The 16217-nt window shown below is 73.1% G+C and carries 16 protein-coding genes; 11 read left to right on the plus strand and 5 right to left on the minus strand.

Annotated elements, in window-relative coordinates; all coding sequences use genetic code 11:
• Nucleotides 1-75 precede the first annotated feature (75 nt).
• Nucleotides 76-570 (minus strand): 2-oxo-4-hydroxy-4-carboxy-5-ureidoimidazoline decarboxylase, encoded by a 495-nt coding sequence (locus ACFZDE_RS11880; RefSeq protein ID WP_391199562.1) that lies wholly within the window; start codon nucleotides 568-570, stop codon nucleotides 76-78.
• A gap of 290 nt (nucleotides 571-860) precedes the next feature.
• Between ACFZDE_RS11880 and ACFZDE_RS11885 the strand changes: the two genes are divergently transcribed.
• The 4 genes from ACFZDE_RS11885 to ACFZDE_RS11900 all read left to right on the plus strand — a co-directional run bounded on the left by ACFZDE_RS11885 (nucleotide 861) and on the right by ACFZDE_RS11900 (nucleotide 4257).
• Nucleotides 861-2456: a family 20 glycosylhydrolase gene (locus tag ACFZDE_RS11885; protein WP_391199909.1), complete on the plus strand. Its 1596-nt coding sequence runs from the start codon at nucleotides 861-863 to the stop codon at nucleotides 2454-2456.
• A 93-nt stretch (nucleotides 2457-2549) separates the two neighbouring features.
• Complete coding sequence (locus ACFZDE_RS11890) at nucleotides 2550-3056, plus strand: hypothetical protein (RefSeq protein ID WP_391199564.1); 507 nt, start codon at nucleotides 2550-2552, stop codon at nucleotides 3054-3056.
• A gap of 108 nt (nucleotides 3057-3164) precedes the next feature.
• Nucleotides 3165-3716 carry a hypothetical protein gene (locus ACFZDE_RS11895; protein ID WP_391199566.1) on the plus strand — a complete coding sequence of 184 codons (552 nt, stop codon included), beginning with the start codon at nucleotides 3165-3167 and terminating at the stop codon, nucleotides 3714-3716.
• Nucleotides 3717-3861: 145 nt separating this feature from the next.
• Complete coding sequence (locus tag ACFZDE_RS11900) at nucleotides 3862-4257, plus strand: hypothetical protein (protein ID WP_390993428.1); 396 nt, start codon at nucleotides 3862-3864, stop codon at nucleotides 4255-4257.
• A 2-nt stretch (nucleotides 4258-4259) separates the two neighbouring features.
• Here ACFZDE_RS11900 and ACFZDE_RS11905 read toward each other — a convergent pair whose 3' ends face one another.
• The gene (locus tag ACFZDE_RS11905) at nucleotides 4260-5465 is read right to left on the minus strand and encodes an N-acetylmuramoyl-L-alanine amidase (protein WP_391199568.1); all 1206 of its coding nucleotides are present in this window, start codon (nucleotides 5463-5465) and stop codon (nucleotides 4260-4262) included.
• Between the two features lie 216 nt (nucleotides 5466-5681).
• Between ACFZDE_RS11905 and ACFZDE_RS11910 the strand changes: the two genes are divergently transcribed.
• From ACFZDE_RS11910 to ACFZDE_RS11925, 4 genes are all read left to right on the plus strand, one after another.
• On the plus strand, nucleotides 5682-6299 hold the full coding sequence (locus ACFZDE_RS11910; protein WP_391199570.1) for a sigma-70 family RNA polymerase sigma factor: 618 nt from the start codon (nucleotides 5682-5684) through the stop codon (nucleotides 6297-6299).
• 152 nt (nucleotides 6300-6451) lie between these two features.
• Nucleotides 6452-7234 (plus strand): hypothetical protein, encoded by a 783-nt coding sequence (locus ACFZDE_RS11915; protein ID WP_391199572.1) that lies wholly within the window; start codon nucleotides 6452-6454, stop codon nucleotides 7232-7234.
• 382 nt (nucleotides 7235-7616) lie between these two features.
• Entirely contained in the window at nucleotides 7617-8291 is a 675-nt protein-coding gene (locus tag ACFZDE_RS11920; protein ID WP_390993941.1) for a sigma-70 family RNA polymerase sigma factor, read from the plus strand.
• The gene (locus ACFZDE_RS11925) at nucleotides 8291-9391 is read left to right on the plus strand and encodes a hypothetical protein (RefSeq protein ID WP_391199573.1); all 1101 of its coding nucleotides are present in this window, start codon (nucleotides 8291-8293) and stop codon (nucleotides 9389-9391) included. Before ACFZDE_RS11920 ends, ACFZDE_RS11925 begins: the two co-directional genes overlap by 1 nt.
• Nucleotides 9392-9549: 158 nt before the next feature.
• Here the strand turns inward: ACFZDE_RS11925 and ACFZDE_RS11930 are convergent, their stop codons facing one another.
• Entirely contained in the window at nucleotides 9550-10428 is an 879-nt protein-coding gene (locus ACFZDE_RS11930) for a L,D-transpeptidase family protein (protein WP_391199575.1), read from the minus strand.
• Between the two features lie 326 nt (nucleotides 10429-10754).
• Here ACFZDE_RS11930 and ACFZDE_RS11935 point away from each other — a divergent pair, with 326 nt between their 5' ends.
• Nucleotides 10755-12335: a methylmalonyl-CoA mutase family protein gene (locus ACFZDE_RS11935; protein ID WP_391199577.1), complete on the plus strand. Its 1581-nt coding sequence runs from the start codon at nucleotides 10755-10757 to the stop codon at nucleotides 12333-12335.
• 48 nt (nucleotides 12336-12383) lie between these two features.
• Nucleotides 12384-13031 carry a leucine efflux protein LeuE gene (leuE, locus tag ACFZDE_RS11940; protein WP_391199579.1) on the plus strand — a complete coding sequence of 216 codons (648 nt, stop codon included), beginning with the start codon at nucleotides 12384-12386 and terminating at the stop codon, nucleotides 13029-13031.
• A 10-nt stretch (nucleotides 13032-13041) separates the two neighbouring features.
• On the opposite strand, the gene ACFZDE_RS11945 is transcribed toward leuE, so the two are convergent.
• Nucleotides 13042-14496 carry an FAD-dependent monooxygenase gene (locus ACFZDE_RS11945; protein WP_391199911.1) on the minus strand — a complete coding sequence of 485 codons (1455 nt, stop codon included), beginning with the start codon at nucleotides 14494-14496 and terminating at the stop codon, nucleotides 13042-13044.
• Nucleotides 14497-14576: 80 nt separating this feature from the next.
• Here ACFZDE_RS11945 and ACFZDE_RS11950 point away from each other — a divergent pair, with 80 nt between their 5' ends.
• Entirely contained in the window at nucleotides 14577-15227 is a 651-nt protein-coding gene (locus tag ACFZDE_RS11950) for a TetR/AcrR family transcriptional regulator C-terminal domain-containing protein (RefSeq protein WP_391199580.1), read from the plus strand.
• Here the strand turns inward: ACFZDE_RS11950 and ACFZDE_RS11955 are convergent.
• Nucleotides 15212-16162, minus strand: coding sequence for a class I SAM-dependent methyltransferase (locus tag ACFZDE_RS11955; RefSeq protein ID WP_391199581.1), 951 nt, complete (start codon nucleotides 16160-16162; stop codon nucleotides 15212-15214). The two genes, ACFZDE_RS11950 and ACFZDE_RS11955, sit on opposite strands and share 16 nt — an antisense overlap.
• Between the last annotated feature and the right edge of the window lie 55 nt (nucleotides 16163-16217).

The raw sequence follows: 16217 nt of genomic DNA on the forward strand, positions 1-16217 counted from the left end.
GCCGGGGTTTGGCTGTGTGATCAAACTGGCATGCGTACGGGCTAGCGGAAACGGCTTCTGGGGTGGGGTGCCCTGTTATCGGCCGGGTGCGGGTGCGTTGTGGTCGTTCGCGCAGTTCCCCGCGCCCCTGAGGGCGCTGACCAACCGCCCGCTCGCCAGGCGCCTGAGTTCATCGGCCACGACCGCCCGCTCGTCCTCCGGATCGTTTGTCAATCGTGACCGGATGGCCTCCAGGAGGCGGTCCAGGGTCTCGGAGGGGGACATCCCGTCCAGGCAGATGACGAACACGTGTCCGAAGCGGGCCTCGTAGGCGGCGTGGGCGGCGCTGAGGGCGGTGTGCGCCGCCGCGTAGGTGTCCGGGGGGAGGGCGGGCAGCGGCTCGGCCGCCAGTGCTTCGGTGAGGTCGGACCAGTCGAGGTCGTAGGCCGCCTCGTCCGCCGCGGCCAGCAGGGCGTCCAGGTCCGGGTAGGGGCGGTGGGTCGCGACACGCCCGGCCCAGCGGTGGCTGCGCAAGCAGGAGAGGAGGGCCTGTTCCAGGTCCTCCTCGGAGGCTGTGTTGACGTGCTCCACCGGTATGGCCAGCCGGCCGGGGAGGTCTGGGAGACGGTGCGCAGGCAGCGTGGGTCCTCGTGGGCGTCACGTGTGTCGGCAGGACAAGGTGTGAGAGATGTGACGTCACGCTATCGAGTACGACCACGGCGTGTCCGAAGGATGCCTGAATTTCACCCGGGAGGGAGAGTTTCGGAACGCGTGGTGGACGCGCGCCGAGCGGCCCCGGGTTTTAGGTTGGCCATGTGAGTCAGCACAGGCGCCGGACGTCGGCGAAGCAGGACAAACAGCGGCAGGTGCTGGTCGTGGCCATGGCCGTGGCCCTGGTCGTCGTGGCGGCCGGGGTGAGTCTCGGGCTCTGGGCGGCCTCGGGCGGCGACGGCGGGTCCACCGGCTCGCAGGCCGGCTCCTCGCGGGGGGCCAGCGCGGCGGCGCCCCCGGACAGAGCGCCGGAGGCGGCCCCCAGCCCGACCCGCTCCTACCCCCTGTCCGAGGCGCCCCGCACCATCCCCGCCGTGCGCGACCACGAGCCGGCGCGCGGCCCGGGCTGGAAGCCCGAGAAGGGCAACCGGGTGGTCGTGGACGACTCGGCGCTGGCCGACGAGGGGCGGCTGGTCGCCGGCGAGCTGGGGATGACGTACGCGGGCGAGAAGGGCGACGAGAAGGCCGGGGACCTGCTGCTGGCGCTCAACGACGACAAGGGCGCGAACCCGGAGTCGTACACGATGACCGTGCGCGACGGGCGGGTGCGGATCGACGGGCCCGCCGAGGCGGGGGTCTTCTACGGCACCCGCACGCTCAAGCAGGAGACCCGCGACGGCGGCACCGCGCCCGAGGGCGTCGTGAAGGACGAACCGGCCAAGCCGCAGCGCGGGTTCATGCTGGACATCGCCCGCAAGAACTTCACGGCCGGCTGGATCGAGGACCGCGTCCGTGAACTGGGCGATCTGAAGTTCAACCAGCTGGGGCTGCACTTCTCCGACGACCAGGGATTCCGGATCGAGTCCGACACGCAGCCGGAGATCGTGTCCGAGCCGCATCTGACCAAGGCGCAGGTGCGGAAGATCATCGACCTCGCGGAGAGCCGGCACATCACCGTCGTACCCGAGATCGACTCGCCCGGGCACCTGGGCGCGGTCCTGCGCGCCCACCCCGACCTGCAGCTGCGCACCGCGCAGGGGTCGCCGGTGCAGGGCGCCATCGACATCTCCAAGCCCGAGAGCGCCGAGATCGTCGACGGGCTGCTGAACGAGTACGCGGACCTCTTCCCCGGCAAGCCGTGGCACCTCGGGGCCGACGAGTACCAGGCGCTGGTCCGCTCCGACCCGGAGGGGACGTTCCCGCAGCTGGCCGCGGCCGCGCGGGAGAAGTACGGCTCCGGTGCCACGGTCGCCGACCTCACCACCGGATGGCTCAACGACCGGGCGGCGACCGTCCGCAAGCACGACCGCACCCCGCGCGCCTGGAACGACGGCTTCTTCCGCGGCACGTCCGTCGAGCCCGCCAAGGACATCCAGGTCGCCTACTGGACCGGCAAGGAGATCGGCGCCCGGGAGCCCCTGGAGTACCTCCAGGCCGGCCGCAAGGTGATCAACTACAACGACGAGTTCCTGTACTACGTGCTCGGCGAGCCGCAGACCTTCGTCTACCCGACGGGCCAGCGGATCTACGAGCAGTGGACGCCGCGGGTGCTGCGCGGTACCGCGGCCGTGCCGGCCCGCTACGACGGCCAGATCCTCGGCGGGAACTTCGCCGTCTGGTGCGACCTCGCCAACTCCCAGACGCAAGACCAGGTCGCCTCCGGGATCCGGATGCCGCTGCGGGCGACGGTCCAGAAGCTGTGGGACCCGGGCGAGCCCGAGCTGAGCTGGGCGCAGTTCCGGGCGCTGGCGGACAGGCTCGGCTGACCGGCACGAATTGCCGCATACGGCTGCGAACTCCCGTACGGCTGTGGTGGTCTTCTGGCGAAGAGCACCGAATATGCCGGGGGGAACCGGGACATGGGCTACTGGGGATACTTCGTCGTGGGCCGGGGGGAACGGCCGCTGCCGGAGCTGGAGGCGCTGGCGGCAGTCAGGGAGGGCCTGACACGGCGCGCCTCGGCACCGGGCGGATGGCAGCTGTGGGAGTACCCGAGCAGCGACGGCGACATCGGGAACATGAACGACCTCGCCCGGGAGACCGGGGCGCCCGCGCTGTTCGGGTACGTCATGAACAGCGAGTGTGTGGTGGTGGAGGCCGCGGCTCCGCAGAGCGGGGCGTGGACGACCTGCCTCGCGCGTTCGGCCATGGCCGGGTACCTGGGGGCGGGCCGGGAGGGCCTCACCCTGGAGGACTACTTCCTGGAACCCGGTGACGCCGCCGGGCGTGCCGTGCGCTGGGCCGCCGAGGCCGGGTACGAGGTGAACGCCGACGCCGTCGCGGACGTACTGACCTCAGACCCCGATCCCCTGGCCGAAAACCTCTTGTTCCGCTTCCTCGACCGACTGGGCGTGGTGCCCCTGTGACACTCCGGGGCCGTCGCACGCAGTAAGGGGAAGTGCGGGTTCCGTGAGGGGTGAAGGCCGGTAGCGGCCTGATCGGGCCCTGGAGAAGGCCCGCGGAGGGAGACGTGGATGAGCCTGGTGGAGTTGATCGCACAGGCCGACGAGCGTGGGCTGGCCGCGAGCGGGCTGGCTTGTTTGGATCGGTGCGTGCCCCTGCTGGGCGGCGACGACGAGACCCTGCGGCCGGTGTGGGCCAGCCTCGGCGACGGCGTCGGTGCCGCCGAGTGGGGCGAGCGGCTGGAACAGGTGCGCGGCAAGCTGGACGCGGCCGCCGGTGACGAGGCGACCGCGCTCGCCCACCGGATGCTCCAGGCCGCTCCCGCCGAGCGGTCCGCCGCGCGGCTGAGGGTGTGGGCCGACGCCTGCTCCGTCGCCTCCCTCCAGATCCACCGGCTCCTGGACACCGCCGCGGACGAGGCCTCCTCCGTCGACTCCCGCCGCGAGGGCCGCACCGACGGCATGTCGCCGCTCGTCGCCGCCGAACTGCGCCGCCAGATCACCGTCCTGGAGGTCCTCGCCGGGCACGGCCCGGCCGGGCTGCGCCGGGCGCTGGAGGTGTCGGTCGAGGGACGCCGGGTGCTGCGCGCGGTGGTCTCCCGGCGGAGCCGGCAGCAAGGCTGAGCCCGAGCGGGTCCCGCCGCCCCAAACCCGCTTCGTGGAAGAGTCCTGTGACTGTCCCTTGGGCGCGGTGGGGCGGTCCTGCGCTGCTTCGGGGAAGCCGCCGATTCCGCGTGACGAAACGCTTCTCCGCAGCGCTTTGGGGGGTGTGACGACTCAAGCGGAGACCAGGCCATCGGCGGCTGCGAAGCCGCTGCGATGGGCCGCGGACACAGTGGCGACGATGCGCGAGGGAGCCCGGCTGCGCCTCGACTACTCGGCGCAGAGCCTGTGGAGCATCGACCGGATGATCGAGGGGATACGGCGGGAGGGCGCGCCCGACGCCGCCGTCCAGGAGGTACTGCGGGGCTTCGGCGCCTACGCCGGTGAGGTGATGGCGCGTCAGTCCGGCGCCGAGTGGTGGGCCACCGGCGGCGACCACTGGATCCGCACCCCCGACGGCCGCCTGTGGGACCCCATCGAGGAGGCCCGCCGCTGCTACGCCGGCCATGGATCGCTGCGGCTGCTGTGCCGGGACGCGGTGAGCGCCGGGCCCCGGCGGTAGCGTCAGCGCCCGGGCACGGCCCAGGTGACGGCCTCGGCCGCGTCCTCGTCGGGGAGCTCCGGCAGTTCCGCAGTGGGCTCTGCCTGCGGGCCGGCGTTCGCGGCCAGGGTGCGGATCTCGGGCAGGTCGTCGTAGAGGTGCTGCCCCGGGCACTCGGTCGGATAGCCGTCGCGATGGCCGGAGATGCGGTGGAAGGTCACCTTCTGGCCCAGCTTGTACTTGCCGTTGTCGGCACCGGAGGTCAGCACGGTCGTCCCGGTCGGATCGAGGCCGTAGAGACCGAGCTTCCACGCGGCGACCTTCGCGACCGAGGCGCGCACCGCGGCGTTGGTGGCCGCCGTGGAGTAGTTGCCGAGCACCGAGACGCTGCTGGTGGCGGTGTTGAACCCGTAGGTGTGCGCGCCCTGGACGGGCTTGTCGACGCCGCCCGCGCGGCCCTCGAAGACGGTGCCGCACTTGTCGACGAGGAAGTGGTAGCCGATGTCGTTCCAGCCGTTGCTCCGCACGTGGTACAGGAACACGCCGCGCACGATCGACGCCGACTGGGAGCAGGTGTAGTCGTTGGTGCCCGCCGTGTGGTGGACGAACACCGCCTTGGTGGCGCCCGTGTAGGTGGGCGGGTCCTTCACCAGGGACTCGTCCGCGCCCCAGGCGGAGCGCGAGGTCATGGCGGGCCGCTCGGCCGCCTGCGGACCGGCGGCGGGCGGGACGACGCCGGGGTCGACGACTCCCGGGTCGACGACCCCGGTGTGCACGGCGTCCTGCCCGGCCTCGGGGTCGACCAGCTCGACGCGCATTCCTTCCGGCAGGCGCGAGCCCGCGACGCGCACCTGGACGCCGTCCGAGGGCCCGGTCCACAGCGGCTGGGTGCTGCCGCGCACCCCCGCCCGGTCACGGTCGGGGCCGGTCTCGGGCGTACGGCTGTCGGCCTCCAGGGGGCGCCAGGTGCTCCACGCGCCGCTCTCCCGGGAGCGGGTGCGCACCTGGACGGTGCCCTCCAGGGCCTCGTCCGGGTCGTCCCAGGTGACGCCGATCATGCTGAACGGCTCGGTGGTGCGCGGGGCGAGGGACCGGTCGTGCGGGTCGCCGTCCGGCACCCGGACGGTGTGCACCCCGTCCGAGGAGGTGGCCCGGGCGGGCTGGGACAGTCCGAGCGCGCCGAGGGCCAGGGCGGTGGCGACGGCGGTGCGCAGGAGGCGGGGTGTCATACGGCGCTCGCCTTTCGTGGGCGGTGGCATCGCGAGCAGAGGTCCCCGGTACGTCACTTGGCCGAAACCTCCCTGGGGCAGGGCTCCCGAGGACGGCGGGCCGGGTTGACCCGAACGGTCGCGGACGCCCGGCGCCTGACGCGCTGTGACACTTCCGCGCGGACCGGCGCTGATGACCGTGGGAGGGCGCGCAGCCGGCACGGACGAGGACGGTACTTGGGTCAGGGAACGGAACCCCGGCGTGGGCAGGCGTACGACGGGGAACTGGGCGCGGCCGTCGCGCGGGCCCAGCAGGGCGACGAGGCGGCCTTCGCGGTCGCCTACCGCTTCGTGCAGCCCGGGCTGCTCGGCTACCTGCGCGGCCTGGTCGGGGACGACGCGGAGGACGTGGCGTCCGACGCCTGGCTGGAGATAGCCCGGGACCTCGGACGGTTCCGGGGCGACGGGGCCGGCTTTCGCGGCTGGACGGCGACCATCGCCCGGCACCGGGCGCTGGACCATCTGCGCCGGCAGCGGGTACGGCCCCGGCCGTCCGCGCTGGAGCAGGACGTCCTGGACCTGCCGGGACCGCAGAGCACGCACGACCAGGCGCTGGAGACGATCTCCACCGAGCACGCCCTGGAGCTGGTCCGGGGACTGCCGCGCGACCAGGCCGAGGCCGTGCTGCTGCGGGTCGTGGTCGGCCTCGACGGCCCGGCCGCGGCGCGGGTTCTCGGCAAGCGCCCGGGCGCGGTGCGCACGGCCGCCTACCGGGGCCTGAAGCGCCTGGCCGGGCAGCTGGGCGCGGAGAGTGTGACGGATGAGGCTCCCCGGACGCTGGGTGAGTCGACGTAGCGGAACCGGAGGTTTCGCGTGCGGCCCGGCCGGGCCGCACGGAGTCGGTGCCCTGAACAGGGCGCGGCGGCGGGACGTACTGGGGCCCGGCGGACCGGCCCCGGCCCGCCGGGGCAGAGGATCGATCGGATCGAGCAGGGACGGAAACGGACATGGGTGAACGGCAGAGCGACGGCGGGCTGTCCGGCCGTGGTTCCCGGCACGCCCTTCTCGACGCCGACGTCGAGGCGCTGATCATCGCCTCCCTCATCCGTGAGGGCGTCGACGCCGAGGCCGAACAGCGGGCCGTGGCCGCCTTCCGGGCCGCCCGGGCCGCCGGCGCCCCGCGTACGCACACCCGCCGCCGGGACGACTGGAGCGGCCGGAAACGGCGGCACCTGGGCCGGTCCCTGAAGGCGACGCTCTCCGTGCTGCTCGCCAGTCTCACGCTGGGCGGTGTCGCGGTGGCGGCGATCGGCGTGGCGGGCTCACCGCAGGACGGCACCGAGGATGCCCCCCTGCGCAAGCCCGCCCCGAGCAGCGCCCCGCGCGTCCCCTCGGAGCAGCCCTCCCGGGACAGCCACGGCACCGCCCCCGGCACCGGCTCCACCCCGGACCGGCCGGCCCCCGCCCAGGACACCGAGGCGCACTGCCGCGCCTACGAACGGGTCGGACACCGCGGCAAGGCCATGGAGGCCACGTCCTGGCAGCGTCTGGTGGCCGCCGCGGGCGGTGAGAGGAACGTCACGGCGTACTGCGCCGAACGACTGGACGAGCCGAAGGGCAGGAGCGGCGGGGCCGGTGACGGCGGTCCTGCCGAGGGCGAGGGCGAGCGCGCACCGGCCGCCGGCGACCGGGCGCGGGGCGGCTCGGACAACGGCGGCGACAACAGCCCGGACCAGAGCCCGGACGACAACCGGAGCAAGCGCTCCCAGCCCAACGGCCGTCACAAGTAAGGGATTTCACGATCACGGGCCGTCACGGCCGGTCGATCGCGCGAGCCCGCCCGGGCCCGCCTTGGCAACGGCCGAGGCCGCCACCCCCCACAGGAGAGGCCCCGGCCGTCGCGCGGCACGGGCCGCGCGGCGGCCCGTACTACCTACAGCGTCCGAGGTGCGTTTTGTGTCACACCCCGCTGCGTCACGGCTCAGTTGCATCCCGGACGGACATGGACGGGGCATGGTTTGAAGTCGTAACGTGCCATTCGCGCCAACGCGAAGGCGGTACGACCACCGCAACCACCTGCGGTCTTGATACCGCAACCACCAATTGAGCAACCACGACGGCGAGATCCCGGTCCGCGAGAGCGGCACCGGTTCAGGCGCAGAAGGGCGCGCGGTGCTGGGGGACGACGCGGAGCTGACCGCCGCGGTGCGCGCGGCACAGGCCGGGGACGAGGACGCGTTCCGGACTGTGTACCGCACCGTGCATCCGCGGCTGCTCGGGTACGTACGGACGCTGGTCGGCGACCCCGACGCCGAGGACGTGACGTCCGAGGCGTGGCTTCAGATAGCCCGCGATCTGGAGCGGTTCACCGGCGACGCGGACCGGTTCCGCGGCTGGGCCGCCCGGATCGCCCGCAACCGCGCGCTGGACCACATACGGATGCGCGGGCGCCGGCCCGCGATCGGCGGTGACGAGACCGAGCTGACCGGCCGGGCCGCCGAGTCGGACACCGCGGGCGAGGCCATCGAGGCGCTCGCCACCGACGGCGCGTTCTCCCTGATCTCCCGGCTGCCGCAGGACCAGGCCGAAGCGGTCGTGCTGCGCGTGGTGGTGGGGCTCGACGCGAAGACCGCCGCGCAGACGCTCGGCAAGCGCCCCGGCGCGGTCCGCACGGCGGCGCACCGAGGTCTGAAGCGGCTCGCCGAACTCCTCGGCGACGACCCTCAGGCCGATCCGGAATCCGCCGGGGTGCTCGACGCCCTGCCGCCCCAGCGAGAACCGCGTGGCGGTGCCGTGACGTCCGCAGGTGTGACGCACAGCGTCGCGCGGACGCAGAAGGATGTGTGATGGCCGACGAGCAGTACAGGTGGCTGGACCGCGAAACGGCGGAGCGTTTGCTGAGCGGAGAGCCACCCGAAGCTGTCGAAGGCGCCGGCCGTGAGCAGGCCGAACACCTCGCCAGGACCCTCCGCGCACTGTCCGCCACACCCCCGCTGACCAGCGATGAACTCCCCGGCGAAGCCGCCGCGATGGCCGCGTTCCGCAAGGCGCGCGCGGAACGCGCCGACGCGGCTTCGGCCTTCGCGGCCACCGGCGCCAGCGCGGCGGCCGGCGTCCCCGACGCCGGACTGGTCCGGATCGGCACCCCCGGCGACGGCGCCGCCGCCCCCGCCCGGCCGCGCCGCCGGGCCCGTCCCGCACGCCTCGCGCTGGCCGCCGTGCTGGCGGTCGGCATGGTCGGCGGCGCGGCCCTCGCGGCCGGAACCGGAGCCCTGAAGGCACCGTTCGGCGGTGACGAGCCCCAACCCGGCACCTCCGTCTCGGCCTCCGTCACCCACCCCGAACGCCCGATGGTGTCGCCGCCCCCGAGCGACGCCCCGCAGGGCGGCTCCACCCCCGACGACGCCCCGGGCGACTCCTCGAAGGGCGGGGCGGGCACCGGCGGCCGGGACACCGGGCGGGACGACGCGGCCGCGAAGCCGGACGGCCGCAAGGACGGCTCCGGCGATCGCCGCGCGGAGATCACCGCGGCCTGCCGCGAACTGCGCGACGGCAAGCGGCTGGATCACGACCGCAGACGTGCCCTGCGCGACGCGGCGGACGGCCTGCGGGTGGGGAAGTACTGCAAGGGCGTCCTGGCCTCGGCCCCGCGCTCCGGCGGGCACGGGAGCGACGACCACGCGGACAAGGGCCGGCACCACGGCAAGGGATCCGGCCGGGACGACGACCGGGAGCGGGGCAAGGCCGGCCGGAAGGCGGAGAAGGGATCCGAGAAGCGGTCCGGGAAGGAATCCGGCAAGCAGTCCGGGAAGCAGTCGGGGGATCGCGCCGGGAAGCGGGACGACGACGGTGCCGACGCGGACCGCGAGGAGGGCCTGCGCACCTCTCTCGCACCGCTGCGACCTGCGGTTTCGCCCTCTCTGAAAATCTCCTGGCCGACGGTGTGACGTTTTCGGCCGCCCCGGCGCAGTAATGAGTGAGCCGACTGGTCATCGGCCGTCGCACAGAGCCGGGGTTCCCCCCGTACCTACGGCTCGTGCACCTGAGCGCGGGCGGGACACGTTCCCCCGGTCCCGCCCGCGCCCCTTACTCCCTCTCCCCGCCGTCACCAGGACACGACGACCCGGTCGCCGTTGCGGACCTGGGAGAACAGCTCCGCGATCGCCGGCTCGTCCCGGACGTTGACGCAGCCGTGCGAGCCGCCCGCGTAGCCCCGGGCGGCGAAGTCCGCCGAGAAGTGCACGGCCTGGCCGCCGCTGAAGAACATCGCGTAGGGCATCGGCGAGTCGTAGAGCGTCGAGACGTGGTCGCGGGACTTCCAGTAGACGGAGAAGACGCCCTCCCGGGTCGGGGTGCCCTTCGAGCCGAAGCGGACCGCCATCGTCGACAGGGTCCGGCCGTCGATCATCCAGCGCAGCGTCCTGCTGGTCTTGTCGATGCACAGCACCCGGCCGGTCCGGCAGCGCGCGTCCGGCGGATCGGCCTGCTGGCCGCCCATCAGATACAGGTCCCACCGGCCCGGCTCGCGCGTCATGCCCACCAGCCGCTGCCAGGTGACGGCGTCGGTCTTCCCGGTGCGCGGCAGCCCGCGCTTGCCCTGGAAGCCGCTGACCGCCCGCTCCGTCTGCTCGCCGTACGTCCCGGTCGGCCCCTCGAACAGCCAGGCGACCTGCCGCAGCCGGGCCTGGAGCTCCCGGACGTCCCGGCCGGTGTCCCCACGCGACCACAGCACGCGGGGCGGGGCGGGTGCGGCGCTCGGCTCGTCGTCGTCCGGGGCGGGTGCGGCGCTCGGCTTGTCGTCGTCCGCGGTGGGCGCGGCGCTCGGAGTGCCGCCGCCCCCGGCGGGCGAGCGGGCCGGGGCCGGGGTTCCGCCGGGCAGTTCGATGTGCACCGGCGAGCGGCGCTTCTCGCCGTCGGGCGTCTGCACGGTGCAGCCGGTCAGCGCGGCCAGCACGGCGAGCCCCGCTACGAACGCTCTTCCCATGCCCGTGGTACGCACACGGCCCCCCGCTCGTCTCACCGGTGTGCCCGGATGTCACCTGAGATGTTCCCCGGACGTGACCGCTCGCGAACCACGGGGCATGGTGGTGAGCTAGGGCCTGTCGTCTGGATCAGGTCGCAGGGAGTCGGCGGTGCTGGTCAACGCCGGTGAGCGGGGCCTGGTGCGGGTAGCTGCAAGGCGGAGGAGGGAGTCGATGCGGAGCATCGGCGAGTGACGACAACGCGGCAGATGCCCGTGCCAGGCCCCGCGTCTGCGGGCTGATCCAGACGACAGGCCCCAGGTCACAAGCTCTCGGAAGGCACACCACCATGGCGCGTGAGTCGGAGTCCGGACTGCCCATCGAGCCGGTCTACGGGCCACAGGCCCTGGAGGGCTGGGATCCGGCCGAGAAGCTGGGGGAGCCGGGGGCGTATCCGTACACCCGGGGTGTGTATCCGTCGATGTACACGGGCCGCCCCTGGACGATGCGGCAGTACGCCGGTTTCGGTACGGCGGCGGAGTCCAACGCCCGCTACCGGCAGCTGATCGCGCACGGCACGACGGGACTGTCGGTCGCCTTCGACCTGCCCACCCAGATGGGCCACGACTCCGACGCCCCGCTCGCCCACGGCGAGGTGGGCAGGGTGGGTGTGGCGATCGACTCGATCGACGACATGCGGGTGCTGTTCGACGGGATCCCCCTGGAGCAGGTCTCGACGTCGATGACGATCAACGCCCCGGCCGCCGTGCTGTTGCTGCTGTACCAGCTGGTCGCCGAGGAGCAGGGCGTCGCCGCGGACCGGCTGACCGGCACGATCCAGAACGACGTGCTGAAGGAGTACATCGCCCGCGGCACCTACATCTTCCCGCCCAAGCCGTCCCTGCGGCTGATCGCGGACATCTTCCGGTACTGCCGGGCGGAGATGCCGAGGTGGAACACCATCTCCATCTCCGGCTACCACATGGCCGAGGCGGGGGCCTCGCCCGCGCAGGAGATCGCCTTCACCCTGGCCGACGGCATCGAGTACGTGCGCACCGCCGTCGCCGCGGGCATGGACGTCGACGACTTCGCGCCCCGCCTGTCGTTCTTCTTCGTGGCCCGCACCACCCTGCTGGAAGAGGTCGCCAAGTTCCGTGCCGCGCGGCGGATCTGGGCCCGGGTGATGCGCGAGGAGTTCGGCGCGCGCGACCCCAAGTCGATGATGCTGCGCTTCCACACCCAGACCGCCGGGGTGCAGCTGACCGCCCAGCAGCCCGAGGTGAACCTGGTCCGGGTCGCCGTCCAGGGCCTGGCCGCGGTGCTGGGGGGCACGCAGTCCCTGCACACCAACTCCTTCGACGAGGCCATCGCCCTGCCCACCGACACGTCCGCCCGGCTGGCGCTGCGCACCCAGCAGGTCCTGGCCCACGAGACCGACGTGACCGCCACCGTCGACCCGTTCGCGGGGTCCTACGCCGTCGAGAAGCTGACCGACGACGTCGAAGCCGCGGCCGTGGAGCTGATGGGCCGGGTCGAGGAGCTGGGCGGCGCGGTCGAGGCGATCGAGCGGGGCTTCCAGAAGAACGAGATCGAGCGCAACGCCTACCGCATCGCCCAGGAGACCGACTCCGGCGAACGGGTCGTGGTCGGCGTCAACCGATTCCGGCTCGATACGGAGGAGCCCTACGAGCCCCTGCGCGTCGACCCCGCCATCGAGGCCCGCCAGGCCGAACGCCTGGCCGCCCTGCGCGCCGGGCGCGACCAGCGGGTCGTCGACGCGGCCCTGGCGGCCCTGAAGAAGGCCGCCGAGGGCCGGGACAACGTGCTCCACCCCATGAAGGAGGCGCTCAGGGCCAGGGCCACCGTCGGCGAGGTGTGCGGCGCGCTGCGTGAGGTGTGGGGTGCGTACATCCCGACCGACGCCTTCTGAGCGACGGCCGGGGCGGCGATGTCGGACCTGCGTGCGACACTCGTGCGCATGTTCGGTGTCATCGATCTGCCCACCTATCTGGCGGGCCTCGTCCTGATCATTCTGCTGCCCGGGCCCAACTCGCTGTACGTGCTGTCGGTGGCCGCCCGCCGTGGCGTGCGTGCCGGGTACACCGCCTCCGCCGGAGTCTGGTGCGGGGACACCGTGTTGATGACGCTGTCCGCGGCCGGGGTGGCCTCGCTGCTCCAGGCCAACGCCGTGCTGTTCGCCCTCGTGAAGTACGCGGGGGCCGGATATCTGACCTGGCTGGCCATCGGCATGCTGCGGGCCGCGTGGGGCATGTGGCGCACGCGCGGCGAGCGGACCGCCGAGGGTGAGGCGCCCGTGGCCGCCGAGGAGCGGCCGTTCCGCCGTGCCTTCGTCGTCAGCCTGTTCAACCCCAAGGCGATCCTCTTCTTCGTCGCCTTCTTCGTGCAGTTCGTGGATCCGCAGTACGCCTACCCGGCCCTGTCCTTCGTCGTCCTGGGCGTCCTCGCCCAGCTCGCGAGCGTGCTCTACCTCAGCGCCCTGATATTCGGCGGCACCAGGCTGGCCGCGGCTTTCCGCCGCCGCAGGCGCCTGTCGGCCGGGGCGACCTCGGCGGCGGGCGCGCTGTTCCTGGGCTTCGCGGTGAAGCTGTCGCTGGCGAGTTCCTAGCGCGGCCGCGCTAGCACCGGCCGAAGCGGGCCAGGTACTCCGGGAGTCCGGCCGCTGTCTCTCCCGCCCAGCCGATGTAACCGTCGGGGCGGACGAGGTACAGACCTGGCCCGTACGCGCCGGGTGCGGGCCCCCGTACGACCGGGATCCCGGCGCCGAGGTCCGGTGCCTGGGCGTCTCCCAGGGCCAGCAGCGTCCAGTGCGGGCCGCGGAACGCGTCGAAGATCCGGACGCCGTCCACCCTGCCGTCCGGTGCGCGGTCGCCCGCCCGCGGGGTGCCCGGGTCGGTCCGGGTCTCGCGGGTGAGCGGAGACTCCCGGTAGCCGAGCCCGAGTTGGCGGGTCGCCTCGCCGCGCCGGGTCTCGCCGCGGTGCACCCGGGTGGACAGGCCGAGCATTTCGGCGGCGACGGGCCGCCGTTCCTCCTCGTAGGAGTCGAGCAGCGCCGGGTCCGCGCCGTCGCGCAGCACCGCGCCCAGCTTCCAGCCCAGGTTGTAGGCGTCCTGGACGCTGGTGTTGAGGCCCTGGCCACCGGCGGGGGAGTGCACGTGCGCCGCGTCGCCGGCGAGGAAGACCCGCCCGGAGCGGAAGCGGTCCGCCAAGGCCGCCCGGGGCCGGAAGTCCGAGGCCCAGCGCAGCTCCGTCACGGACTCGGGCGCGAGGTGCGAGCGGGCGGCGACGACCTTGCGGACGCCCTCCAGGGTGAGGTCCGGGGCCGTACCCTCCGGGAACCGCGCCACCAGCTGGAAGTCCTCGGTGCCGGGCAGCGGGCAGATCGCGAGGAAGCCGTCCGCCTCGCCGGGCGGGAAGACGTGCCAGTTGTCCCGGTCCAGGCCGCTGATCCGGACGTCCGCCACCAGCGTGGGGTGCGGGTCGACGGTCTCGCCGGTCATGCCGATGCCGAGCAGCCGGCGCACGGTCGACCGCCCACCGTCGGCCGCCACGACGTACCGAGCGGTCACGACCTCACCCGAGGCGAACTCCGCACGCACCCCGGGGACGACGCCCTCGCCCGGCCCGACCTCCGTGCCCACCCCACCCTCGTCCTCGTGCCGCGTCAGCGCGACGAGTTCCCGGTCGAAGGCCACCTCGCCGCCCAGTTCCTCCAGGCGGGCCCGCAGGATCTGCTGGGTGCGCCACTGTGGGACCATCCACGGCTCGTTGTAGGGCGCGTCCTCGGTCGGCTCGGCGGCGTCGAACATCCGGTGCTCGCCCGCCCGCCCGCCGTTCTGCCAGATCATCCCCACCGGGTAGGTGCCGCCCCCGGCCCGGATCGCGTCCAGTACACCGAGGTCGTCGAAGACCTCCATCGTGCGCGGCTGGAGCCCCTTGCCGCGCGAGCCGGGGAACAGCGTCGGCTCCCGCTCCACGACCAGCGCGGCCACGCCCCGCCGGGCGAGGTCGATCCCGAGTGCCAGGCCCGTCGGGCCCGCTCCCACCACCAGTACGTCCGTGTCCGTCGGCATCGTCATCGGCCACCCGTCCTTAACGCTGTTAAGTAGCTCCGCCCCACGAGGGTTGCCTTAACGGTGTTAAGTTGTCAAGCGTGAGTACGGAACGACGCGAGCCCCTGGACCGCCGCCGGGTCGCGGACACCGCGCTGCGGCTGCTGAACGAGGTGGGCCTGGACGGCCTGACCCTGCGCGCCATCGCCCGGGAGCTGGACGTGAAGGCGCCTGCCCTCTACTGGCACTTCAAGGACAAGCAGGCGCTGCTCGACGAGATGGCGACGGAGATGTTCCGCCGGATGGTCGCCGGGACCGCCCTCGACCCGTCCGACACCTGGCGGGAACGGCTGCTCAAGTCCAACCGGGGACTGCGCACGGCCCTGCTCGGCTACCGGGACGGCGCGAAGGTCTTCAGCGGCTCACGCTTCACCGGCATCGAGCATGCCGGGCCGATGGAGGACAACCTGCGCCTGTTCACGGCCGCCGGGCTCACCCTCGCCCAGGCCGCCCGCGCGCTCACCACGGCCTACCTGTACACACTGGGCTTCGTCACCGAGGAACAGGGCGTCCAGCCCCTGCCGGGCGAGCGCCGCGAGGGCTACGACATGGACGAACGCGCCCGCCTGATGGCCGACTTTCCCTTGTCGGCCCAGGCGGGCGCGGAGATCTTCGAGGACTACGACCGGCACTTCGAGGAGGGACTCGCCCTCGTGATCGAGGGGATCGGGGCGCGCTACGGGGTCTCATGACCCGGTCCGGCGCCTCGGGACCGCTTCGCGCGGGCCCGCCGTACGGTACGGAGGACCACGGGCGGCAGCAGGTCCTTGGCGAGCCGGCGGGCCCGGGAGGGGGCGGGGCGGGCCGGGCCGGCCGCCCGCGTCTCGGTGACCTCGGGGGTGGGCGCCGGTGCGGGCACCGGCGCCACGTAGTGCCGTGAGCGCGGGAAGGCCGGCGGCTTCATGCTCCGGGAGCGGGTCCGGATCAGCCGGTGCCCGGCCGCCTCCTGCACGCTCAGCCCGACGTCCGAGCGCTGCCGCAGCATCTCCAGCAGCTCCTCCTGGAGCGGCGCGGGGTCGCCCCAGGTGGCGTACATCTTCTGCGTGCTGAGGCAGATCGGGCGCAGTCCGCGGTTGAGGACGGCCTCCCAGGCGGCGACCGAGACGCCCGGGGTGTGCTCGGAGCGGAAGTCGTCGAGGACCACGACCCCGTCGGGCAGCAGGATGTCGTGGGCCGCGCCGATGTCGCCGTACACGTGCTCGTACAGGTGCGAGGCGTCGATGTGGATGAAGCGGCAGCTGTCCGGGGCCACCTTCTCGTCCACCAGGGAGCTGGGGCCGGTGATCACCGTCGGCAGGGTGTCGTGGAAGGAGAGGTAGTTCCGCTCGAAGGCCTGCTGGGTGAGCGAGGAGTACGACTGGGCCGACTCCGCCTGGTTGGCGTCGTCGGGGGCGTCGCCCTCGAAGAGGTCGCAGACGGTGAACTGCTCACCGTCCTGGAGGTGGTGACCGAGGAGGATCGCGCTCTTGCCCATGTAGACGCCGAGTTCCAGCAGGTCGCCCTTGGTGCCGGACCGCTTCTGCTGTTCGAGGAACCAGGTGAACAGCATCTGGTCCAGCGCCGGGAACCAGCCCGGGACGTCGGCGAGTTCGCCGGGGTACGTGTCGGTTGTCTGTGCGATGGTCATGAGACGAGCCTTCTCCTCGCGCCTTGCCCGAACCGACGGCCGGTTGAACGCCCCG

It is taken from the genome of Streptomyces sp. NPDC007929, from assembly GCF_042959065.1.
Taxonomy (GTDB): Bacteria; Actinomycetota; Actinomycetes; order Streptomycetales; family Streptomycetaceae; genus Streptomyces.